We start from the raw sequence: 24,029 nt of genomic DNA, 5'->3' as shown, positions 1-24,029 counted from the left end.
TGCTTTTCAATGAGTCAACGATTCAATCAACAAATGAAAAAATCTTATGATCGATCAGACAATATCGCAATATAAAATAGTTGAGAAATTAGGTGAAGGTGGGATGGGTGTAGTGTATAAAGCCCAAGACACCAAACTGAACAGGATCGTCGCCCTCAAATTTCTTCCGCATCATCTTGCGAAAGGGACATCTGAGCAGACGCGGTTTCTTCAAGAGGCTCAGGCTGTCGCAATTCTGAACCATCCCAATATTTGTGTGATCCACGATGTCCGTGAAGAAGATGGGAAACAGTTCATTGTCATGGAATTTGTAGAGGGAAAAACGGTCCGGGAGACGTTTCTGAAGGGAAAGATCAAAATCGAAACCGCCATCGATTATGCAATCCAGATTGCCGAAGCACTCGAAGAAGCGCACACCAAAGGGATCGTCCATAGGGATATCAAAGCTGATAACATCATGATCAATTCCAAAAACCAAGTTAAGGTGATGGATTTTGGTCTGGCAAAATTAAAAGGATCATTAAAACTGACGCGGACTTCGAGCACTGTTGGCACGCTTGCATATATGGCGCCGGAACAGATGCAGGGAGGCGAAGTTGATCCACGGTCGGATATCTTCTCGTTCGGTGTATTGTTTTTTGAGATGCTGTCAGGACGGCTTCCGTTCCGCGGCGAGCATGAAGCGGCAATGATGTACTCCATCATCAATGAGGACCCGGAGAATATTCAGAAATTTGTCCCGGATGCACCGGCAGAGTTGTCATTTCTTTTAAAGACCGCGCTCGAAAAAAATCAGGATGACCGCTTTCAGCACATGTCCGATATTGTACGCGATCTGCGTCGTTTGAAGAAACAGAGTTCACGAGTTAATCGTCCGCAATATTCCGGCGAGTACAAAAAAATTGAAGAAGAAAAAACTCAACACTCCTCTTCGCAGCACCAATCGGCAGACACTCCAAAGAACAGCAAAAAAACACTTCAGTATATTGTTGGGGGATTGGTTGTTATGATCTTGATTTTCGCCGGACTGATGTTGTTCATGCAAAACGATCCGATTCCGTTTACCAAAACCCAAATGTCAAGGATCACTTCTACCGGAAAAATCTTTTCAGCTTCAATTTCACAGGATGGACGATACGTTGCTTATGTTCAGTTGGATAAGGGAAAATATTCGTTGTGGGTAAAGCAGTTGGCCACCTCAAGTAACATTCAGATTAGAATTGCTCAAAAGGCAGCAATTGCGGATCCTGTGTTCTCCAATGATGGGAATTTCATATTTTACCGTATGGGAGATGATGTTCTAGATAATTATTCACTCTATAAGATTCCTGTACTTGGGGGGAATTCGGTAAAAATTTTGGACAATGTCCAAAGCTCAGTTACGTTATCACCTGATGGAAAACAGCTCGCATTTCGAAGAGTCTATCCAGAATCGGGCAATTTTGCGTTGGTTGTTGCCTCTGTCGATGGTTCACAACAGAAAGATCTCAGTGCGTATAAAGGGGATCTCTGGATCAATGGTAATCCTTCTTGGTCACCGGATGGGAAAATGATTGCAGCCTCTCTGGGATCGTGGGAAGGAGGATTCCATCATACCGTTGTTGGTTTTGATGTAACAACGGCAGAAATGAAAAAATTATCAACCCATCAATGGGATGATGTGTCTCAAGTCAATTGGCTTTCAAACGGGAAGGGACTTGTTGTAGAGGCTTCAAGTATCAATATCATTGCAACACAACTATTTTTCATCGAATATCCTTCCGGTACCGTTTCCAAAGTGACAAATGATCTGAATAACTATTTGAGTTCGTCTCTCACGAATGATTTTAAAACGTTGTGTACAGTCTTGAATGAACAGGAACTTTATTTGTATTTTGTTCAAAACGGAGATGCAAAGCATGCAAAAAAAATTACTTCGCAGCGTAATGACGGTGACAGGGGATTGACAATCAGCAGTAAGAATGAATTGTATTATTCATCCAGACAGAATGGAGCTTTTGATATTTGGAAATCGGAGCTCAACGGCGAGAATCAACAACAGATTACATTTGATGAGTTTCTGGAATTTGATTTTTCAGTCTCCACCATTGCCAAATCAATAGTGTTCACCTCATCTAAGGGAGGAATTCCCAATATTTGGTCACTCAAAACCGACGGAACAGGACTGAAACAATTAACAAAAGATGCTGAAGACTACAGGCCCACTATTGATGCAACAGGAAAGTGGGTCGTGTTTGATTCCTGGCTTCGGGGTCCGAATACAATCATGAAGGTGCTGCTGGATGGTGGGGAGAGAGTGGATATCACATCGACTCAAGGAACTCAGCCGAGTATCACTAACGACGGAAAGCGAGTGATCTTTCGTAAATATGATGACCAACGAAAGGTTCAGACGATGTACGCGGTACCGCTGGAAGGGGGAACGCCGAAATACTTGTTTGATCTTTCGAGCGATGCAGAAAATGAAATGGTGATGCGGCCCAACAGCAACGATATAAGTTACATCCTCACGGAGAATGGAGTATCTAACATCTATATCCGGTCGTTGGATGGCGGCGCTCAAAAACGATACACCGATTTTGACGAATATTTTATCACAAATTTTGCATGGACTAACGACGGGAAATCACTAATCGTCTCTCGCGGTGATATCCGATCCGATGTTGTCATTATTGCAGATGAACAAAACAAGACGGTAAAATGAAATACGCAATTATCTCAGATATACACTCGAATTTAGAAGCGCTGCAAAGAGCATTGTCCATTATCGATGAGAAGCAGATCGATGAGATCATCTGTCTCGGCGATGTGGTCGGTTACGGTGCCAATCCCAACGAATGTGTCGATATCGTTCGCAAACGTTGTTCCACTGTGGTCTTAGGTAATCATGATGCTGCCGCTTTGGATGTCTCTCAAGCGCACGACTTTAACGCTATTGCAAAAAAAGCAGTGGTGTGGACTTCGCAGCAGCTGACCGATGAAAGCAAAACATTCTTGTTATCTCTTCCGATGGTTGCCAAAAAAGAAAATATATTGATCGTACACTCTTCCCCCAATACACCGGAAGCGTGGGATTATATCATCGACAATGATGATGCCTCCTCTGCGATCCGTTATTTTGAAGAGAAGATTTGCTTTATCGGTCACACCCATGTTCCCGGAATCTTCACTAGTCACGGCCGTGCAAAGAATATTACGCCGGATGATCAATATCTGATCAATGTGGGAAGTGTCGGCCAGCCGAGGGATGGGAACCCAAAACTCGCTTTTGGGATCTTCGATTCTTCGACATGGGAGTATGAACTGATTCGATCTCAATACGATATTCAAACAGCGGCGGAAAAGATCTATGCCGCAAAACTTCCGGAAGAACTTGGAAACCGGCTGATGTACGGGATGTAAATATCATATCATTTCATTGCTTTGTAAAGCATGAAGTCAGTTTAACGAAATCCTGCATTAAGAGATGCCACCCTTAAAGACTAATGATAACGCGAACAATGAGAATGGAAAATAATACTCCCATATATTCACAAAAATGTATGATGGCATGGTAAATCGTTTCATTATCGTTAAGAAAATATTATCGACTGCTTGGTATGATCGCTTTTTTTTGCCTTTAACACGCCTCACAATAATCTACTTGTCTGACTTAATTGTATTGACGAAACACACAGTGAAAACAACATGTCATAATATCATCCTGCTTTGCGTAGTATTTCTATTCCCTTCTATTGCAATCTCACAATCACCATTTACGTTTGAACAATTCACTTTAAAAAATGGATTGTCTGAAAACACAGTTAATGCGATAGTACAAACTCGCGACGGGTATCTATGGATTGGTACAGCTAACGGACTTAATCGATTTGATGGAAAAAACTTCAAGACATTTTATAATTATACGCACACACTGCAAGTAAATTACATTCGGACATTATTTGAGGACAGCAAGGGAAATTTGTGGGTCGGAACGTGGGGCGGCGGTGTATGTCTATTTGACAGAAAAACTGAACAATTTAGTTTATTGAATAATTATCTCAAATTAGAGAAAGCAACCAGTAATAATTTAGTTCGGTGTTTTGCTGAAGATTCACAAGGATTAATATGGATTGGGTCTCTGAATGGCGGATTATTTAGTTATGATCAAAGGGAAAAAATATTACGCCGATACCTTATTGGAATTGATATCACTGCCATTTACCCAATGCATAACGGAGAGTTATGGATTGCTTCCAACATTCGAGGTCTTTTCAAATTCAATCCTAAGACGGGATCAGTACTCTCCGTTCTACATGATCCGAAGGATCCACAATCGTTGGCAATGAACAGCGTCATATCAATACTACCGTTTAGAGATTCGTTGCTTATTGTTGGTCTACATACTGGTGTGGATATAGTAAATAAAAGGACGTTAAAGGTTGCTCATTTTATTCCCTCTGCGATAGGAAAAAATCTCATCAAACCTATTATTCTTGACAGGCAGAAGCGACTGTGGCTCGGTTCATATGGTCATGATGGAGTTTATCTTGTTGAACGAATGGGAACAAAGGATCAAATGATAACAAACATCCGTGCAACTTCATCTGACGAGAAAGGGCTTACCGGTAACAATATTCGGTGTATTCTTGAAGATTATTCGGGGAACATTTGGTTTGGCACCGAAACCGGCTTATGCAAATTATCAGCAACAAAAATGTTTGAACGGCATGAAGATTTTGCAAATAAAAAACATGATCAGAGAAGCACCACTGTCACAAAAATTTATCAAGATCGCAATAAGAATCTGTGGATTGGGTATGATGGAGATGGCTTCATAAAAATCGATGCTACGACAGGAGATACTACAATATTTTGCTATACAGGAGTGGATCCTCAAAAAATAGCAGAGAATAATATATCGGATATTTACGAAGACCGTTTTGGAACAATATGGATTGCCACAAAAGGAATAGGCCTAAAAAAATTACATCGTGATTACAAAACATTTACTAACTATTTCCATAATCCAAAAGATTCAACATCACTTCGAAGCAATCTAACGGCACGCTTATTGGAATTGGATGATGGAACATTCCTTGTTGGTACACAATTTGGCGCAGATGTGATGGATCGAACAAAGGGTACGTTTATTCGGATCAACGATTATCTTTCAAAAAAAACAAATATTGAAGAGCTTGACGAGTTTCCCTTTCCATTTCTTCAAGATCATCATGGTACGATATGGATGGGTCCAACGCGATATCATACAAAGACAAATAAAGTATCGCGTTTTGCCGTCAATAAAAATATTCCTTCTTCGCTGACTCCAGAAATCGAAACGACGGTGTTTGAAGATTCACAGGGAAGAATATGGATAGGTACTTTCGGAGGGGGTGTATCCAAATATATTGATTCAAATAATACCTTTAAGCGATATACAACGGCAAATGGTTTGCCCCATGATATTGTTTTTTCCATTGAAGAAGATCACTATGGAAATTTATGGATGGGAACGATAAACGGACTTGCAAAATTCAATCCGGCAACAGAAACATTCCGAACGTATACCACTGATGATGGTCTTAGAAACAATGAATTCAACTGGAGGACCAGTCTCAACACTCATGACGGCAAACTGTATTTTGGCGGAAGAGATGGATACATTTCATTCAAGCCGGAAGATATGAAAAATGATACATTCGTATCAAACGTTGTTATGACTTCCTTTAAAGTTTTTGGCAGAGAGATTGCAATATCGGAATTAGCCGATCCCGGGAAGGAAATCACTTTAGAATTCAATCAAAACTTCTTTTCTATAGAGTATGCATTCTTGGATTATCTACCGCACAAAAAAAATCAATTTAAATACATGCTCACAGGGTTTGACGATACATGGCATCAATCCGGTGATAATACAACAGCAACATATACCGATGTGCATCCCGGGACATATGATTTCATCATTCAAGCCAGTAATCGGGATGGTGTATGGGGTGTTCCAAAGAAAATGGCAGTAATTACAATCGTGCCGGCGTTTTGGATGACATGGTGGTTCAAAGGATTGGTGATTATCGCAATACTATCGATGGTCTATAGTGTGTATCGGTATCGGATGATAAAAATATATGAAATGCAAAACGTCCGGATGAAAATTGCCGGAGATTTACACGATGAGATCGGGAGTAATTTAAGCGGAATAGCGATTGCAACACAAATGAAAGCACGCGACGACAAATTCTCCGAAAAGGATAAGCAGGAATTACTGGATATCGGACAAACAGCAATACAAACAGCCAATGCCATGCGGGATATTGTTTGGTTTATTAATCCGCAAAATGATTCTACGGAAAATCTATTTCTCAAAATGAAAGAGACGGCAAAATCTCTGCTGCGGTCAACGAACATAGAGTTTGAATTTTCGGGAACCCCGAACTTTGCTCTATCGCTTGAACATCGAAGGAACCTTTTTCTTATTTATAAAGAAGCTATTCATAACGTAGTGAAACATTCCGGAGCCACAAAAGTGACCATTTCTTTTTCGGAAGAGAATTCACAACTGCATATGATCATCCGTGACAATGGAAAATTTATTCAACAAAATATAAAGCGTGATGGACTCGGTTTAACCAGCATGAAAAACCGCGCATTGTCGTGTCGTGGAACCTTGAACATTATTCCTGATGAGCATGGAACGTCGCTCTTTCTGACAATCCCCTTTTCATAAAACTACGAACATTCGTAGTTGTAACTACCTCGTATTCTGGATACTCTAAGGATATGAGTGAAATAACTGATATCAAGAATAGTGCTATTTCGTTGTGGATTGTTGAGGATAATAAAGTATACCGCCAAAACATTGAAAAACTTGCTCAACAGATCCCATGGGTTACTGAATGTAAAGCATTTGAAACGGGCGAACTTACCTTGCAAGCGTTTCAAAACGAAACACCTCCAGAGCTTCTTCTGCTCGATCTCGTCCTGCCGGGGATTGACGGCATTACTACACTCAAAAAAATAAAGCGGATATCTCCATCCACCAAAGTGCTTATTTTGACGGTTCAGGATGATGAAGAGCAGATATTTCAGGCGATTTCGAGCGGTGCAGATGGATATTTATTAAAAGCGACTTCTACGGATTCGATAATTCAATCCATTGAAGATGCGATGAAAGGGGGTGCTCCGATCAACGCCTATATTGCGAGCAAAATTCTCTCTGCGTTTAAAAGAGCAAATAAACCCGCATTCGATTATGGGTTGACAGAGCGGGAAAAAGAAATTCTTGAACTTCTCATACTGGGTATCTCCCGTAAAAAAATTGCGGACAAAATTTTTATCAGCTACCATACCGTCGATTTTCATATCAGGAATATTTACAGCAAGCTGCATGTCAATTCGCTGCCAGATGCAGTAGCAAAGACGATTAAAGAAAAGATAGTATAACACAACATTTTCTACATGTAAGCCATTTACAACATACCCGCCAATCTTACGATTGGCGTTTTTTTTTGGTTGAAAGTATCTTTACATTAAGGCTCAATTATTGGATCCGATTGTTGAAAATAGACCTTGTCACATCTTGTTTTGCGGGTTCATATACGGCATGTAAATAAAGATCGTGAAGTTAATTGCTATCTTAAATTACTGGAGAAGAATTGAAGAAATTTCTGACCGTAGCAGGTATTATTGCATTCGCTGTAGGGACTATTTTTCTTCTTGCTTATATTTTTCTTTTGATAGAGCCAGTTGATGAAGTGTCTTCTAAGGATTACAATAGAGAAGGAATTGCTTTAATGGACAAAGGAGAACTTGACAGCGCCATACAGTTCTACCAAAAAGCTATTGAATTTGATAAAAATAATGTGAACCCGTACTTTAATCAAGGGTTAGCATTTTATAAAAAAGGGAATATTGATAGTGCAATATTGCTCTATGAACAAGCAATCAAGCTCGATCCTAAGGAGTCCGATGTTTATAATAATTTAGGTGTGATATATTATGAAAAGGGGAATTATGATAAAGCCATTCAGCTCTATGAAAAGTCGATTAAATTTAATCCCAAAAAAACAAATCATTACTTCAATTTAGGATTCGTGCACCTTCATCATCGCAATCCAGAGAAGGCGATTGTTATGTTCCAAAAAGTTATCGATCGTAATTCGAAATCGTCCGAGGGGTACAAATATTTGGGGCATGCATATGAAATGAAAGGTGACGACGCGAAGCAAATAGCTGCGTATCAAAAAGCAGCCGCACTTGGCGATGAAGAAATTCAACAATGGTTGACGCAACGGGGTAAAACGTGGTGAATTTTTATAAAAACTGACCTGGTCAATCTCGAGGATCATGGTCAAAAATCCACCCCGTGCATTGGTAGTTGAATAGTGACGGTGCTGAGCCCATTTCCGTAATTCGAAACTGTAGTAAATCGATCGAAATGCCGTTCAACAAATTCCTTTCAACACTTTCACTGTGAAAATTTGTTTTAATTTGCTTCTGTTACGCCCATTTTCTAACTTTCCGCACGTAATAAAGATGTAATACTCTTGTAAGCTCATACCCTATGCGTTCGTCTCGGCGAAAATTTCGACGAATGACCTCAGTGAATCTATATTCTCTGTCCGGATCCTTTTACAATTCTAATATTTTCCCCGAAATTCTTCGCCTTTCTAAAGGATTTTCAAAATGATCGGGAAAACAATATCGCATTATACTATTCTCGAGAAATTGGGTGAAGGGGGCATGGGCGTTGTTTATAAAGCCATTGATACAAAACTCGACCGCTTTGTTGCGCTGAAGTTTCTTCCGTCGCACACCGCTGATACCGAAGAAGGAAATCAACGACTGATGCAGGAAGCGAAAGCAGCATCCTCTATCAATCATCCGACTGTCTGCGTTATTTATGACTTTGAAGAGGCTGATGGAAAACAATTTATCGCCATGGAGTATGTTGAGGGAATGACACTACGACAACGGATGGCACTTACTCCTCTTTCCTTGGATGAAATTATCGATGTTACGATTAATATCATTGCCGCATTAAAAGAGGCACACAATAAGGGAATTGTTCATCGTGATATAAAGCCCGATAACATCATGATCACCAATCAACATCAGGTAAAGGTGATGGATTTCGGGTTGGCAAAATTAAAAGATTCCATTTTCAAAACACGGAAATCCGTTAGAGTTGGAACGCTTGCTTATCTTGCGCCGGAACAGATTCTGGGAAAGGAAATAAATTCACAAACCGATATCTTTGCCCTTGGCGTTGTCTTATATGAAATGACAACAAGACGGCTTCCGTTTCGCGGGGAGCATGAAGCGGCAGTCATGTATTCCATCTTACATGAGGAATGTACTCCCGTGCATCGTTATGCTCCTGATGTGCCGACGGAATTTGTTCTCATTATTGAAAGAGCACTCAAGAAGGAATCGCGAGATCGTTTTCAATCGGCAGGTGAAATGGAAATTCAACTTCGTCAGTATTGGAAGAAACAATCTTCAGGGTCAATTGCACCATCGGCGAGTGCTTCAAATCTGCCGTCGGCACAGAAACGAAGACTTTCCGCAATAGTCTTTACGGATATGGTCGGTTACAGTGCCTTGGCGCAAAAAAATGAATCGCTTTCATTGGAACTGTTGGCCCAACAGCAGGTGATCGTCAGATCGGTTGTTCCCAATTTCAGCGGAAAAGAAATCGATACGATCGGTGATGCATTCTTTTTGGAATTTGAAAGTGCGCTGGAAGCATCACGGTGCGCGGTTGAGATACAAAAAAGTATTCGCGAGCACAATGGTTCGATGGCGCCGGAAAAACAGATCCACATCCGAATCGGAATTCATATTGGAGATGTCATCCATATTGATAATAAAGTGCAAGGCGACGGTGTGAATATTGCCGCCCGAATTGAACCGATCGCCGATTCCGGGGGTATTTGTGTTTCGGAAGATGTTGCCCGCCAGATCAGGAATAAGATCGATCTGCCTCTGCTCAAAATCGGTAGACCTCAATTAAAAAATATTCAAATTCCTGTAGACATTTATAAAATTGTTCTTCCGTGGGAAAAACAACGCAGCGGAATTACGGAGCGTATGTTATTTACGTATAGACGTAAAAAAATTCAAGCGATTGGCATCGCGTTGTTGATAGTTGTCAGTAGTGTAGTGACTTTTCTTCTTTGGCAAAACAATGATCCCGTATTATCAGCGAATATTTCCGCTGTCCGTGATACTTCCGGTACGACGGTTCATTCCACAATCGACAACATAACGCAAACACCAGTGATGAGCAACGCTTCCACGAACAGTCAAAAGGAAGAAAATATTTCACCTGGGTCAATACACATGCCGTTGAACAATACATCTTCTCAAACCGAGATGCTGCGTGATACTGCTCCAACGGACGTTGTTCGTGAATTGATGATTCCTTCAAACGATTACAGAATAGCGGTACTTCCATTCTCAAATATCAGTCCGAATAAAGAGGATGAATACTTTGCGGACGGTATGACGGAAGAACTTATTTCGACACTTTCTAAAATTCAACAGATTAGAGTGATTGCACGAACATCAATCATACAATACAGGGGAAGCAATAAAAAGATCTCGGAAATTGGAAACGAATTGAAGGTGAAAGCGATTTTGACAGGCAGCGTACGAAAGTCGGGCAAGAAACTCCGGATCACCGTGCAATTAATTGATGTCTCCAATCAGGAACATTTATGGTCTGAGGAATACAACAGTGAACTGACGGATGTTTTTGATATACAATCGAATGTTGCCAAGCGGGTCGCAAACGCACTTCCTCTGAAGCTCATAGCTCCGATCAATCAAAATGCTGATAGTAGACGGCAGGTAAATATTGAAGCATATACTTTGTATTTGCAGGGGAGATTTTATTGGAACAAACGGTTTCCGCTAGATTTACTCCAAAGTGTAGAATATTTCAAAAAATCAATTCAAAAAGACAGCCAATTTTCGTTGGCATACGCAGGACTTGCCGATGCATACGTACTGCTGGGAAATTTTTATGTACTGCCACCACCCGAAGCATATCCCTTGGCAAAAAAAGCGGCACTCAAAGCTCTTGAACTCGATGCGTCCCTGCCCGAAGCTCACACATCGTTAGGATTTACGTTGATGCACTATGATTGGAACTGGAGTGAGGCGGAAAAAGAATTTCGAACTTCGTTGGAGCTTAATCCAAGTTATGCAATGGGTCAAAGCTGGTATGCATATTTTCTAACAGTCACAGGTAGATTTGATGAAGCTGTTGCAGCTCGGAAACATGCGCAAGAATTGGATCCTCTTTCGATCGTCATCAGTTCCGAAATAGGGCTGACGCTGTATTTTTCGGGAAAATTTCAGGAAGCGATCGATCAGTATCAAACGGTACTGAGAAGTGATCCAAGTTTTTATGCTGCATACATCCCATTGGGCGGGGCATTACTTCAGCAAAAACGTTATGATGAAGCAATTGTGGCGTTCAAGAAAGCCAGGATCTATTCCCTCAACCATCCCATACCGACTGCAGCGCTTGCATATGCGTACGCCGTTTCGGGGAAGAGAAAAGAGTCCCGTACAATTGCAGAAGAATTGAAAAAAAATTCTGTGAAGACATACATATCGCCGTACTGGATAGGAATTATTTATGCCGGTTTGGGTGAAAACGAAACAGCATTTCAGTGGATGAAAAAAGGAATCGACCAACATGATGGGTCAATGATCCTCTTAAAAGTCGAACCGATTCTCGGCACGTTGCGGAACGATAAACGGTATACAGAACTACTCACGAATATCGGTTTGAACTAATACTTACTGTATGAGGAATGAACAACGGCAATATTATTCAACGGTAGAGGAAGAGAATACCGCATTGGCGCGCGCCGTTGAGGAATTGACTGTCCTGAATGAAATGGCGCAAGCGGCAGCGGTAAGTTTGGATTTAAATGAAATGCTGAAGACCATCGTAAAACGATCGTTGCAAGCGTTACAAGCTGAGCAAGGCGTTATTACGCTTGTTGACGAAAACAATGCTGAACAAACGAAAACGCTGGTACGCATTATCGTTCGATCGAGCGAAGATAATAAATTTCATTTTAACGAAGGATTATTGGGATGGATGTTGTTGAATAAACAACCATTACTATTGAACGATCCGGCGCACAATGTTCAATTTAACCGAATTCCATGGGAAGAACCGATCTCCTCGTTGTTGTGTGTACCGATGATGATAAAAGGAAATCTGACTGGAGTGATCACAGTCTATAACTCAACAGAAAGAGCTTTCAACCAAAACGATCAACGACTCTTGACTATTATTGCATCACAAATGTCCCATATCATAGAAAATACCCGTCTGGAAGAAGAAAGACGAGAGATGCAGATACGCATCGCACGTGATTTACATGACGACATTGCATCGTCGTTAAGTAGCATAGCACTCTACGCCGAAAGTGTAAAACGATTATTGCGTGATGCACCGCCGCAAGCGATTGAGACCATCGATAAAATGACATCCCTATCGCACAATGCTGTCGATACGATGGGAGATATTGTCTGGTCGATTGCACCGGAACATGATTCTCTCAATGATTTGTTCAGTCGATTGAAAAACCTTACTGTCGATTTGTGCAGTACAAAGGAGATCCGTCATCATGTTTCAATTCCAGAGGATCTGGTTGAGAAAGAATTATCAGTTGTCGTACGACGGAATATATTCCTTATTTTCAAGGAGGCTCTGAACAACATTCTGACCCATTCACATGCCCGAAATATTTTTATCAAAATTGTGTTGCATAATGGTTTGTTTGAAATGATGATTCACGATGACGGTATCGGATATAAACTTGATCGAAGCGAAAGTGGCAGCGTATCAAATGGCGGCCATGGATTGAAAAATATGGAGAAGCGTGCAAGAGAAATAGATGCAAAGCTATCAATTGTATCCGAAAAAGAAAAAGGTACGACATTGATACTTTCTAAAAAAATGACATGAAAATGCTATTGTTTCTTTTTTCATCAACATGTACGTTGAACGGAAAAACAGATCGATAGGTCAAAAGCTGTATGAGTATTCGAGTCGCAATCGTTGAAGATAATGTTGATTATCGCGAAGGTCTGTATCAGATCCTGCGGAATAATGATGGATTTCGTTGTCTCGGTCAATTTGAGTCAGTAGAAGAAGCGATGAAAAAACTGACTGAGGTCGATGTAGTGTTAATGGATATCGGACTTCCCGGCAAATCCGGAACGGAAGGTGTTCGCCTCGTGAAAAAAAAATATCCCGATACACAGGTAATTATGCTCACTGTTTTTGACGACAGTAAGAATATTTTCGACGCTATTGTTGCGGGTGCCAACGGATATATGCTGAAAAACACTCCTCCGCAAAAACTGCTTGCTTCCGTTGAAGATTCTGCGGCGGGCGGCATGCCGATGACTCCGATGATTGCACGCAAAGTCATAGAGATGTTTAAAAAACAATTCCCGACTGAAAAAGAAAATTATTCACTCACTCCACGCGAACAAGAGATTCTCAATCAACTGATCGAAGGTTTAAACTATAGTATGATTGCAGAGAAACTGTTTATCAGCCTTGACACAGTTCGGAACCACATTCGTCATGTTTACGAGAAACTCCACGTCCATTCTAAATCACAAGCTGTGGCGAAGGCGATAAAACACAATATTGTTTAGCCAATCGAAATAGTTGTGTAGTACTATTCTTAAAGAAACCTTCTTCACATCAAGAAGAATCGCCGGTTTCGTTTTTTCTTCTTGTTTTGGAGCAAAGCGATGCATTTCAAAATGACATGATTATGTCATTGTATTTTGCCATTCTTGCATGCATGTTGTACATGAAAACTGCAGTTGGTGTGTCTCAATAATAACGGAGGTTTGTATGAAAGCAATTATTCCATTTTTTTTGTTTTTGGTCATGTTTGGTATGACAATAACCTTTTCTCAAGATGATCGGATTCTACCAGCACAAGCCGAGGCTATTCGTTCGTTGGCGCTTGAAAAGGGATTTACCGCACAGGCCCTGAACGATTATTTGATCCAAAAATGGGGTTCTTCATTGAACGATTTGAGTCGGAAGAATGCAGCGACACTGATCGCATTATTTCAAAGCGATACACCACCGTTACCATCCGATGTTATTCGCACTGCTCCTGCGCAGAATACTCCTACATCAACACTGCAACCGCAGCAACAAAATAATCCTGTGGTTCAGCAGAATTCCACAAAAGGACAACAACAGACGCTGCTGATTGCTGAATATCTTGAAATAGGAATGTCGAAGCGATTTCATCTCATCGATGGAAATATTATTCAAGGATCGATAGCGAGTATCGACAGCGGCATGTGTAATATCGAAACTGCCGATGGTATTCTGAAGATTCCCACGAAAGATATTTTGGAAGAAACGGCGGAGATTACAAAACGTGACGGCAGCCGCTATGTTGGTCCGGTGTTGAAGGAAACAATCGAAGATATCACCGTACGTTCTAAATACGGTGACGTCATTGTCGATAAACGAGATATCCAGAATATGAATCGCTATCATGGCGGAAAACTTGTTCCATGGGCAGAAGAGAAGAAGACATTCTATCGAGGCAATGTGGTGTTGACTGACATATTTTTTGATCCAACCGCATTTCCGTTGGAACCAAATTCGCTCTATATTAGTGCCCTCTCGCTCGGATATGGATTTACAGATCGGTTTATGGTCCGCACATCGTTTGGTAATAATTTCTCCGGTGATTTGAACCTTCAACCAATTATTCAATTTTACAATCAACGGACCGCCACCAATCGAATCGCTGCTGCAGTCGGAATGGACATGTACAGCCATCACGATATGACATCGGTGATAGCGAAATATGCCCGCTTCATTAAAGAGGATAAAGTCGGTGGAAAACCGATCAACGAACTGTCGGCGCCATTTTCAATTTCAAACGCACTTTCCAAGCAGTACAAGAATAATTTCTATGCTGAATTCTATGTGGTGCTTTCACATCGTTGGACACTCGAATCAGGTCGTGGAGAAATGGGTTATCATCTTGGTTTCAGAACAAACACATTGCCGTTCTATAGGGATGATGTTCTGGCAGCCGGGTATAAATGGTCCAATGATGCACTCGGGAAAGTACCGTTTCGTTTTTGGGCTGCCTTCGAGTATGACTTAATGAAGGACTTGAAACTCGCCGCAAATATCTGGGCAGACAACGGGTACCGATATCGAACGCTGAATCAAGTGGTGAAAGATTATTTACGGGAAACGCCGTTCATCTTGGATGGACTTGATGGAGAAGAACGGACGGTTGATTTTGATTTTGGTCTTCTGTACGCGGTGAATGAAAGTTTACGTATTGGTATTCATTTCCAACACCCGTACATCGCTCTCTTTTGGAGAATCGTTGAATTCTAATGTCGCTGTCTCAAAGCATTCTTCGACGCGCACCGCGTACTATGGTCATCCTGAACGTTGTTGTGACATCGCGTCGATCTACGATTCAATAGGAAAGGATGATTTCAAAGCACAAGATTACTTTTTTGTATACGCACTAGGAAATACCGCATTGTTTGTGTGAGGTTATTTATGAAAACAGTGTTTCTCTGTATACTCTCAATTTTTTGCATCGCGTCTGGATCGGTGATTGCACAAGAGCATTCAGGTTCTTCCATAGGGAATAACTTGAGAATACAAAAACTAGTGCGTGATGTAATTGGAAGAACAATTGTTTTGAATTTTAAAGCAGAGGGACCAAAAACCGGGACACTCATCCGTGCTAATGGGAATGAATTTGTGTTGGAGGTGGAGGGTGACGAAGAGATATTTCAAACCCAAACAATTCATTCCTACACAATAAAAGCGGGAATTGCAGAAGGAATTTTGATGATAATTTCTGGCTGTTTTGGTGCAGGTCTTGGTGCAGGAGCGGCGGCACTTTCTGTGAACGGAATCTCAGCTGCCGCAGTAGGCGGGGTTGGATTTGTCTTTGGCGTTCTTGGAGGGTGGCTTGGCTATGAAAGTTTTTTCCAGGATGTGGAAGTCGAATTACCTTGAGATGAAAGGGAAACTATGAACCAACGGAATGTCGAACGAATAATATTTGCAGTGTGTGTGATGGGGTTTGCTGGATGCACATCTACGTTCGACAACATGATTATACGTGATGAATTGGCAATGTGGTCAGGGGAAAAGATCGTAGCACTGACTCTCAACAACGGATCTGTGGTTTCTTTTAACGATGATGGGGGGCGGATCGTCAGGAAGCAAAATGGAACAGAAACAAAAACGACAATTGACGGGGTTACCAATTATGACGAACGTGTACAAATAGATCTAAATAATATTGTAGGAGCAAAAATAGAGCGATCCGAATTCAGTGCGGGACGCTCAATGTTGTTGTTACTTGCACTCCTGTCGGGTGTTTTGTTCACGCTCCTCATGATTGCTCTCAGTTCAATATAACTGTATGACAAACTTCAGAATAGTTCTGCTTGTTGCTCTTGTGAGCATTGTTTCGTTTCCGCAGATGGCGAGTTCCCGGGATGGAGCTCCTCTGCGAGCCATTGTCTTTACGACAACAGGTATTGGTGTCAGCGGATATCTGATGGGAATTCGCGTGGGGATTGAAGATGATACACTCGTGCTGACATCATCTAGTGGAACAGAACTTTTCCCGGTTGCCAGCCTGTCAAAAATGGTCATTTTACCCGCTGAGCATCAGGGAAATTTATTCCTTGCCGGATCTATTGTCGGAACGTACGCAAGTACATTATTGATCGGAAATCAGGATGGAATGCCGGCAGGATATTTGGAAGAGTCATTTGCCGGCGGTGCAGGAATGTTGTTTACAACACTGATTGGAGTTCTCGTCGGCGGAGGTGTTGGAGTACTGATCAATTCAGGATCGAGCGATGAACTTATTCTTGAGTTTAACAGCAGCATTAAAGAAAATAAAGAGGCGCGCACAAAACTCTATGGAATATTTTCCAAAGAGTTGAACTATCGAAAGATCCATATGAGTGTTCAGGGTGGTCATGTGTATGCACGGGTAAAGGATGAATTTCGGAAAGCTACCGGACAAGGTAATAATGGGATGTATGGCGGCGGGACGAGTGATGTTAACTTATTGCGGAAGATTCAAGTGACATATTCCCCCGAACGGGATAGGGAATTCGGCGCTGCGATACATTGGAGTAGTGAGCCAAAAGTACAGTTGACAAAGTATAACACGATTTACAATAACAATATCAATAATCTTTATACTTATGTAGAGACTTCCACAGGGCAGGAACAGCAATTTAACGTGACAGGATATTATGCTATCGGAAAGTATAAACCCTTCGTCGAACAAATTCCTCAGAATGTTGACGTTGCGATTGGCGTCGGGATCGGGATCGCTGCAATCCAATATCATCGTAGTGTAGGGATCGTTACTACCAACGGAACGAACAACTTCAACACCTATCAATTCACCAGAACGTCAACAGAGGTCAGATACAATAATGATGTGAATAAATCGGTCGGAAGCGCAATTATCTTTGGAGAGGCGAGTTATTTTATCCATGATTTCTTTTCGATCGGACTCACGGCGGATTATTCCTATTTCCCTTCAATTGTTATTCCTTCCGAGCCGCAAGCAGGACTTCCGGAACAAACGCTCACCGGGAATGGATCAGTCGGTTTCGTGATCGGGATACATTTATGAACAATCATGAAATGCGGAGACAGTATGTTTAATGCATTGTCGAATAGAAAATTGCTGCGAACAAGATGTCTTTGCGAAACAATTTTTCTTATCGTAACGATGGTGTGTATTCAAAGTTGTGCTTCATTCACACCTGTGGACTTTTCTTTGTTTGCTGGAACGAAGACGGTAAGTATGACCGCAAATATTAACAGAGAGTACAAAGTTATAAAGCACATTAAAGTGCAACAAAAAGTTCCATTCCTTTTTCTTGTCCGCCTCCATCCTCAAAGTGGCAGTGCGGATCTTAATGAATTACTTGGACCCGAACTGAAAAATAGTGAAGCAGACGCACTCGTGAATGTTACGATCAAAGGGAATGCCGCTTTTGGTGATGTGATGCTTCCGTTAGGTTTGGGCTTTTTGGGTGGCTTAATGTTTCCTCCGATGTTTGTTCTGATGGCAATTCCGTTGTATGAGGATCTTAAGACATACACTGTGGAAGGTGATCTTGTTAAATACATTGATCGGCAAACAGAGCCGGATCAATTCAAGCAATCATTTGATCCACTGACAGGATCCCCAACCGAGAAAAAGAAAATAACATTTGATGCGGAAACAGGATTACCGATTAAGAAATAGAGAAAAATTTACCCCGCCTCCAATTTCTGTTGAATGCGCGATATTACTGTCTGAAACAGCTCTCTTCCGGAAAAACGGATGAAAAATATTAAATGACAAATCCGTTCGACATTCCAAGAAGTAAACACTCGTTTGACAAATTCCTTTACACCACAGAATGGATTTGATGTATTTGCGAAAAAAGGTTCCTTTCTTTTATGACGTTAGGGAAATAGGAACGCTACCTTCTTAAGCGCTCCGGATACTCGTAGGATGGTGCATTGGGAATCGCTATCTTATTATACCATTCGTTATAAATATTGCTATCGGATTTGAAGGAGGGAAGATGAAAACATTTGCAGGATTTTTAGAACATGTTATGAAAAATTTCGAAGTGCAGTTTCCATATGGGTTGTCGAAAACAGAAGTGGTTCGATTGACATTCCTCGCTTGGTGTGTAAAAGAAGCGAACATATTTGAAGGAAAAAACGAAGTACCAAAAGTGTAGTCTGTCGAATTGCTGCTTGTTCCAAAGACTTTTCTAATGATTTAAAAAATCACGTCAATACCGACGTGTTTTTTTTTGTAAATACTCAGATTGCTAATGTCCCGTGCAAAAACTACATTAAACAGTATTATTATACACGATACCGAAGTTGCATTTTTCTATATGAATACCACACACTGTTGCCATATTTGTGGGCAAATATATTCAAATAATTCTTGTCAACAATTGATCATCAATATGTGTTTCCCTCTAGTTTTCAAATGTATCCCCGCATAGCAGTACGTGCAGTTGCAGCAATTGTTTTTCTCTGCATTCAACTTTCTGCTCAGGACCGCTCCATGGTGTTTGAACGATTCACTATTGAGAACGGACTTTCCAACAATTCCGTTAATAATATCCTTCAAACAAAGGATGGGTTTTTGTGGATAGCCACAAAAGACGGGCTGAACCGTTACGATGGACAATCGTTTAAATATTATAAGCATGACCCCTCCAAAAACTCGCTCCCGGAGAACTATGTGAATGTGTTGTTGGAATGTTCGGATGGAACTTTATTAATCGGCATGTGGGGAGGCGGACTGTGTGTATACAATTCACAGCAGGAAACTTTTACGCGAATTGATTCCCCGGAACCGTATGATGATTATATTCAAGCGTTGTATCAAGATGCGCAAGGGTATGTTTGGATTGGAACGCTCAATGGCGGTCTGAGCAAAGTAGACCTGAAAACAAAAAAAATTATTTCTTATCGAAAGAATACCTCGACCTCAAAATCGTTTCCGACTGACAATATCACTTGTATTATCAATGACCAGCAGAATAATTTATGGTTAGGAAGCGGTGATGCAGGATTATTACATTTTGATCCAACAACAGAAAAAATAACTTATTATACCGACCATCCTTCGAACAACAATAAGGTTCTTGGTAAAAACATTCTCACAATAGTGAACGATCGGAATACGTATTTGTGGATTGGCACTCAAGCTGGTTTTGATCGATTTGATCTTTCTACCGGACATTGGACCCACAATCCGTTTGTTTCTCAAGAGCACCAAGCATATCTCGCTAATCCCGTCAGTCAAATAATAAAAGATCGTCTTGGGAGACTATGGGTCGGTACATATGAATATCTCGGACTCTTTCAAATTGAATCTGTTGATGCACCTGCTCCTGCTGTTGTCCATTTTCGTCGCGAAAATGATAATCTTACCTCAATTATCTCAGACCGAATACGATGGATGTATGAAGACCGTCAGCACAACATTTGGATCGGCACAGAAGATGGTTTGGCAAAACTGCCGGTGACGCAGCCATTTTATCAATATCGCCATTTGCCGCTCCGTCCGACCAGCCTCAATGGAAGAGTGGTGAGCGGCATCGTTGAAGATGAGGATGAAGTGTTATGGGTTGGTTTAGGGGGAAGCGGATTTGACAAAATTGATCTTCGAACAAAGACAATACAACACTATTCACACGATAATCAAAAAATTACGAATACACTCAGCAGCAATACCGTTACCTCAATGTATAAAGATCGCGATGGAATTTTATGGGTTGGGACGATGAGTGGCGGTCTAAATAAATTTGATCCAAAAACAAAAACAATAAAACAGTATACCTATCATGAGCGCGATTCGACAAGTATTCGGTCTAATTGGGTTCAGCAAGTATTGGAAACTCGTCAAGGAGAATTTCTTGTTGCCACCAATGATGGATTACAGCTTTTTGATCGGAAACGTGAAACGTTTCAATTGTATCGACCTCCTGTTGTTACCGGCACGAAATTATTGCCGGCAACATTCTCGCCCAATGCGCTTTTTGAAGATCGGGAAGGGAACATTTGGATAGGAACATGGTTGGACGGATTATTTCAATACAACCCGAAGACAAAGATGATACTGCAATATTTGCCGGAAGAAAAGAATCTTAACAGCATCAGTTCAAGTAAAATCACTTCCATTACAGAAGATAAGCTGGGTCATATTTGGATTGGCACACACAGCGGCGGATTCAACAAATTCGACAAAGCATCGGAGAAATTCTATCACTACTCTACATTAAATGGACTTCCCAATGATGTTGTTTTTGGGATCTTGGAAGACGATCGTGGTTTTGTGTGGGTGAGTACAATGAAAGGATTGGTAAAATTTAATCCGAAAACGGAAACATTCAGAGTGTATGATGAATCCGACGGGATTGTCCATAACCAATTTAACTGGCGTGCATATTTCAAAAATAAAAAAGGGGCGATGTATTTCGGAGGCATCAACGGTTTTGTCGCCTTCCATCCTGATTCTATGAAAATAGACTCCGTTCCTCCAAACGTTGCAATAACTTCGTTCAAAATTTTTGATAAAGAAGTCATTTTGCCGCAATCTCTTACGGACACAAAAGAAATTGTCCTTCATCACGATCAAAATTTTTTCTCCATAGAATTTATTGTATTGGATTTGACGCCGCTCCATAAGCATCAATTTGCTTATATGTTGAATGAGGTTGACCCAGACTGGGTGAATGCTGGAGCACGCCGCGTGGCATATTACACAAATATTGAACAGGGGACGTATTATTTTCGAGTAAAAGCCAACAATGCGGATGGAGTGTGGGGTGCGCCGACGATTCTTAAGATTGTCATTCTTCCTGCGTGGTGGATGACATGGTGGTTTAGGGTGTTGGTGTTTCTTTCGCTGTTGACCGGCGGTATTGCTCTCTATAAATATAGAGTGCGCCAATTAATTGAGATTGAGAGGATCCGGTTCAATATTGCCAGCGACCTACATGATGAAATCGGAAGCAATCTTAGCAGTATCAGCGTTGACAGTCAAATGTTAATGCAAGGAACGCATCTTTCCGACACGGAACGTGAACTGTCATCCGACATCAGCAAAACGGCAAAAGAGACCGTCGAGGCAATGAGGGATATCATATGGTTTATCAATCCCAAAAATGATATTGGCGAAGATGTGATTTTTAAAATGAAGGAAACAGCCTCCAAACTTCTTGTAGGAATACAATGGACTTTTAATATCTCTTCAGAAATCCGGTTTACAGCGTTCGATTTGGAAGTGCGCCGGCATCTCTTTTTGATGTATAAGGAATGGTTGACGAATGTTGTTCGTCATTCCAAAGCACAACATTGCGATATTGAAGCCGGGAAAAAAGGGAATATGATCCATCTTGTTATTCAAGATAATGGAGTGGGATTTGATGTTCAGCATGTGAAAAAGAACAACGGTTTATCCAACATTTATCACCGCGCAGAAAAAATACATGCGCAGGTTGCACTGACCAGTGATATCGGCAAGGGAACCCGGATAGTGATAACCATTCCAATCAAAGCATCCTGAGAAACTGTTTGTATCACATTCCAAAGAAGAATGGAATTATCCAGTTTCGGTGAAGTGATTTTCATGCAATTCGCTGTTACGAGCGACAACAAAATGACACGTACGTGGTATATCGTTCAACGAAAATAGTTAATATTTTAAAATAAAGCATACTCTGTACATTGAGATGAGAAAAAGGAAGCATTGACAAAACCAATTACGATATGGGTTGTAGAGGATAATCTTCGGTATCGCAAATCGCTTTCCGGGTTGATTAATCGTACACCCGGAATGCAATGTCCTCGAACATTCGCATCGTGTGAAGAAGCGTTGATGGTACTCTATACTGACAGGACGCCAAAAGTAATTCTTCTGGATATTGGTTTGCCCGGCATGAGCGGAATTGAAGGAATAGAACAATTTAAGCAGTTGCTCCCCGCAATTCATATCGTAATTCTAACCGTGTATGATGATAATGACAAAGTGTTCAATGCATTGTGCGCCGGAGCATCAGGATATTTGCTGAAGGATTCTTCTCCAGATAAAATTATCACTTCCATAAAGGAAGTTCTCGCCGGCGGTGCTCCGATGAATATGCCCATTGCACATAAAGTGCTTGAAATGTTTGCGCAGTTCAAACCAAAAAAATCTGATTACGGTTTGACAGACAGGGAAAAAGAGATACTGCAACACATGGTTGCCGGACTCACCATCCAGCAGATTGCCGATAAATTATTCCTCAGTTTCCATACCGTGAATTCTCATCTCAAAAATATTTATACGAAACTGCACGTCAATACTCGCTCAAGCGCGGTTTCAAAAGTCTACAAAGAAAATTTATTATAATCGATTTTGTCGGTTTACCTACGATAAGACATTTATGAAAAAACAATACGTATCAATGTTGAGCGTTGTCATTTTTTTCTCAGTGGTAATGTTGTTTACAGGATTTCAATCCTCAACACCGCCTATCAGAGTCATGACGTTTAATATCAGGCTGGATAGTCCCAACGACGGGCCAAATATTTGGGCCAATAGAAAAGTTAATCTTGTCAGTATGATCAGGTTCCACAATGCGGATCTTGTAGGACTTCAAGAAGCGCAAAAGCATCAGATCGATTTTATCATGCAATCATTACCGGAATACGGATGGTATGGCGTAGGCCGCGATGATGGTAAAGAGGGAGGAGAATTTTCTGCAATTCTGTACAAAAAGGAGAGGTTCGATACAACAATGTCCTCAACATTTTGGTGCTCTTCCACTCCGGAACATCCGGGGTTAGGCTGGGATGCGGCATACCAACGAATTGTTACTTACGGAAAAATGAGTGATAAACGAACCAATACAATTTTTTACATGTTCAACACCCATTTAGATAATGAAGGAAAAATAGCAAGAGCAGAAAGTGCTAGACTGATCAAGAAAAAAATACAGGTAATTTGCGGTAATTATCCTGTTATACTCACGGGCGATTTTAATTCTGAACCGAACTCCGAACCGTATAAAATTATTTCATCGCAGGATACAAGCTTTTCTGTCCAATTGGTTGATACGAAGACATTATCCAAAAATATGCCTCACGGTCCACATGGAACATTTACAGCGTTTAATATCAATGCCAAACCCGCTTCACCGATCGATTTTATCTTTGTGAAAAAAGGAATATCGGTGTTATCCCATGGGACTCTTTCGGATTCGTTTGATGGATATCTTCCTTCGGATCATTATCCCGTTCTTGCCGAAATAGTATTTTAGATGTGGTTGATTTCATATCCAGTATAAGAGCTGCTTCTGCTACTGTATTTCTTCTATCTGCCTCGTCTTTAAGATACCACGTTCGTGGGATTGTTCATTGGTGTGTAAAACGTAATATTTAAATGAGTTATTGA

Annotated in this window: 17 protein-coding genes; all 17 read left to right on the top strand. The window is 41.0% G+C overall.

Going from position 1 to position 24,029, the window contains the following annotated elements:
* Positions 1-46: 46 nt before the first annotated feature.
* Positions 47-2,704 carry a protein kinase gene (locus tag WDA22_09050; protein MFA5833611.1) on the top strand — a complete coding sequence of 886 codons (2,658 nt, stop codon included), beginning with the start codon at positions 47-49 and terminating at the stop codon, positions 2,702-2,704.
* Positions 2,701-3,402 carry a metallophosphoesterase family protein gene (locus tag WDA22_09045; protein MFA5833610.1) on the top strand — a complete coding sequence of 234 codons (702 nt, stop codon included), beginning with the start codon at positions 2,701-2,703 and terminating at the stop codon, positions 3,400-3,402. The genes WDA22_09050 and WDA22_09045 overlap by 4 nt, the downstream gene beginning before the upstream one ends.
* A gap of 274 nt (positions 3,403-3,676) precedes the next feature.
* A complete protein-coding gene (locus WDA22_09040) occupies positions 3,677-6,706 on the top strand; it encodes a two-component regulator propeller domain-containing protein (GenBank protein ID MFA5833609.1) in 3,030 nt (1,009 codons plus the stop codon).
* 53 nt (positions 6,707-6,759) lie between these two features.
* Positions 6,760-7,422 (top strand): response regulator transcription factor, encoded by a 663-nt coding sequence (locus tag WDA22_09035; GenBank protein ID MFA5833608.1) that lies wholly within the window; start codon positions 6,760-6,762, stop codon positions 7,420-7,422.
* Between the two features lie 212 nt (positions 7,423-7,634).
* Positions 7,635-8,288, top strand: a complete 654-nt coding sequence (locus WDA22_09030; protein ID MFA5833607.1) for a tetratricopeptide repeat protein — start codon at positions 7,635-7,637, stop codon at positions 8,286-8,288.
* 376 nt (positions 8,289-8,664) lie between these two features.
* Complete coding sequence (locus tag WDA22_09025; GenBank protein MFA5833606.1) at positions 8,665-11,790, top strand: protein kinase; 3,126 nt, start codon at positions 8,665-8,667, stop codon at positions 11,788-11,790.
* Positions 11,791-11,800: 10 nt separating this feature from the next.
* The gene (locus WDA22_09020) at positions 11,801-12,976 is read left to right on the top strand and encodes a GAF domain-containing protein (GenBank protein MFA5833605.1); all 1,176 of its coding nucleotides are present in this window, start codon (positions 11,801-11,803) and stop codon (positions 12,974-12,976) included.
* A gap of 71 nt (positions 12,977-13,047) precedes the next feature.
* Positions 13,048-13,677, top strand: coding sequence for a response regulator transcription factor (locus tag WDA22_09015; GenBank protein MFA5833604.1), 630 nt, complete (start codon positions 13,048-13,050; stop codon positions 13,675-13,677).
* Positions 13,678-13,882: 205 nt separating this feature from the next.
* Entirely contained in the window at positions 13,883-15,412 is a 1,530-nt protein-coding gene (locus WDA22_09010) for a hypothetical protein (protein ID MFA5833603.1), read from the top strand.
* Positions 15,413-15,583: 171 nt separating this feature from the next.
* Complete coding sequence (locus WDA22_09005) at positions 15,584-16,051, top strand: hypothetical protein (GenBank protein ID MFA5833602.1); 468 nt, start codon at positions 15,584-15,586, stop codon at positions 16,049-16,051.
* Positions 16,052-16,066: 15 nt separating this feature from the next.
* Positions 16,067-16,459 (top strand): hypothetical protein, encoded by a 393-nt coding sequence (locus tag WDA22_09000; GenBank protein MFA5833601.1) that lies wholly within the window; start codon positions 16,067-16,069, stop codon positions 16,457-16,459.
* A gap of 4 nt (positions 16,460-16,463) precedes the next feature.
* Entirely contained in the window at positions 16,464-17,702 is a 1,239-nt protein-coding gene (locus WDA22_08995) for a hypothetical protein (protein MFA5833600.1), read from the top strand.
* 174 nt (positions 17,703-17,876) lie between these two features.
* Positions 17,877-18,323, top strand: coding sequence for a hypothetical protein (locus WDA22_08990; GenBank protein MFA5833599.1), 447 nt, complete (start codon positions 17,877-17,879; stop codon positions 18,321-18,323).
* 325 nt (positions 18,324-18,648) lie between these two features.
* Positions 18,649-18,810, top strand: a complete 162-nt coding sequence (locus WDA22_08985) for a hypothetical protein (GenBank protein MFA5833598.1) — start codon at positions 18,649-18,651, stop codon at positions 18,808-18,810.
* A 215-nt stretch (positions 18,811-19,025) separates the two neighbouring features.
* Positions 19,026-22,160: a two-component regulator propeller domain-containing protein gene (locus WDA22_08980; GenBank protein ID MFA5833597.1), complete on the top strand. Its 3,135-nt coding sequence runs from the start codon at positions 19,026-19,028 to the stop codon at positions 22,158-22,160.
* Between the two features lie 183 nt (positions 22,161-22,343).
* Positions 22,344-22,985 (top strand): response regulator transcription factor, encoded by a 642-nt coding sequence (locus WDA22_08975; GenBank protein ID MFA5833596.1) that lies wholly within the window; start codon positions 22,344-22,346, stop codon positions 22,983-22,985.
* A 34-nt stretch (positions 22,986-23,019) separates the two neighbouring features.
* Positions 23,020-23,895, top strand: a complete 876-nt coding sequence (locus tag WDA22_08970; GenBank protein MFA5833595.1) for an endonuclease/exonuclease/phosphatase family protein — start codon at positions 23,020-23,022, stop codon at positions 23,893-23,895.
* The last annotated feature ends 134 nt before the right edge of the window (positions 23,896-24,029 follow it).

Source organism: Bacteroidota bacterium (genome assembly GCA_041658205.1).
Classification (GTDB): domain Bacteria; phylum Bacteroidota; class Ignavibacteria; order UBA10030; family UBA8401; genus UBA8401.
The sequence above is the reverse complement of the archived record's forward strand: the minus strand, read 5'-3'. Positions and strand labels throughout refer to the sequence as shown.

Coding starts and splice junctions, on each gene's coding strand:
- WDA22_09050 (MFA5833611.1), top strand. CDS start 47: ATGATCGATCAGACAATATCGCAATATAAAATAGTTGAGAAATTAGGT.
- WDA22_09045 (MFA5833610.1), top strand. CDS start 2,701: ATGAAATACGCAATTATCTCAGATATACACTCGAATTTAGAAGCGCTG.
- WDA22_09035 (MFA5833608.1), top strand. CDS start 6,760: ATGAGTGAAATAACTGATATCAAGAATAGTGCTATTTCGTTGTGGATT.
- WDA22_09025 (MFA5833606.1), top strand. CDS start 8,665: ATGATCGGGAAAACAATATCGCATTATACTATTCTCGAGAAATTGGGT.
- WDA22_09020 (MFA5833605.1), top strand. CDS start 11,801: ATGAGGAATGAACAACGGCAATATTATTCAACGGTAGAGGAAGAGAAT.
- WDA22_09015 (MFA5833604.1), top strand. CDS start 13,048: ATGAGTATTCGAGTCGCAATCGTTGAAGATAATGTTGATTATCGCGAA.
- WDA22_09010 (MFA5833603.1), top strand. CDS start 13,883: ATGAAAGCAATTATTCCATTTTTTTTGTTTTTGGTCATGTTTGGTATG.
- WDA22_09005 (MFA5833602.1), top strand. CDS start 15,584: ATGAAAACAGTGTTTCTCTGTATACTCTCAATTTTTTGCATCGCGTCT.
- WDA22_09000 (MFA5833601.1), top strand. CDS start 16,067: ATGAACCAACGGAATGTCGAACGAATAATATTTGCAGTGTGTGTGATG.
- WDA22_08995 (MFA5833600.1), top strand. CDS start 16,464: ATGACAAACTTCAGAATAGTTCTGCTTGTTGCTCTTGTGAGCATTGTT.
- WDA22_08990 (MFA5833599.1), top strand. CDS start 17,877: ATGACCGCAAATATTAACAGAGAGTACAAAGTTATAAAGCACATTAAA.
- WDA22_08985 (MFA5833598.1), top strand. CDS start 18,649: ATGAAAACATTTGCAGGATTTTTAGAACATGTTATGAAAAATTTCGAA.
- WDA22_08970 (MFA5833595.1), top strand. CDS start 23,020: ATGAAAAAACAATACGTATCAATGTTGAGCGTTGTCATTTTTTTCTCA.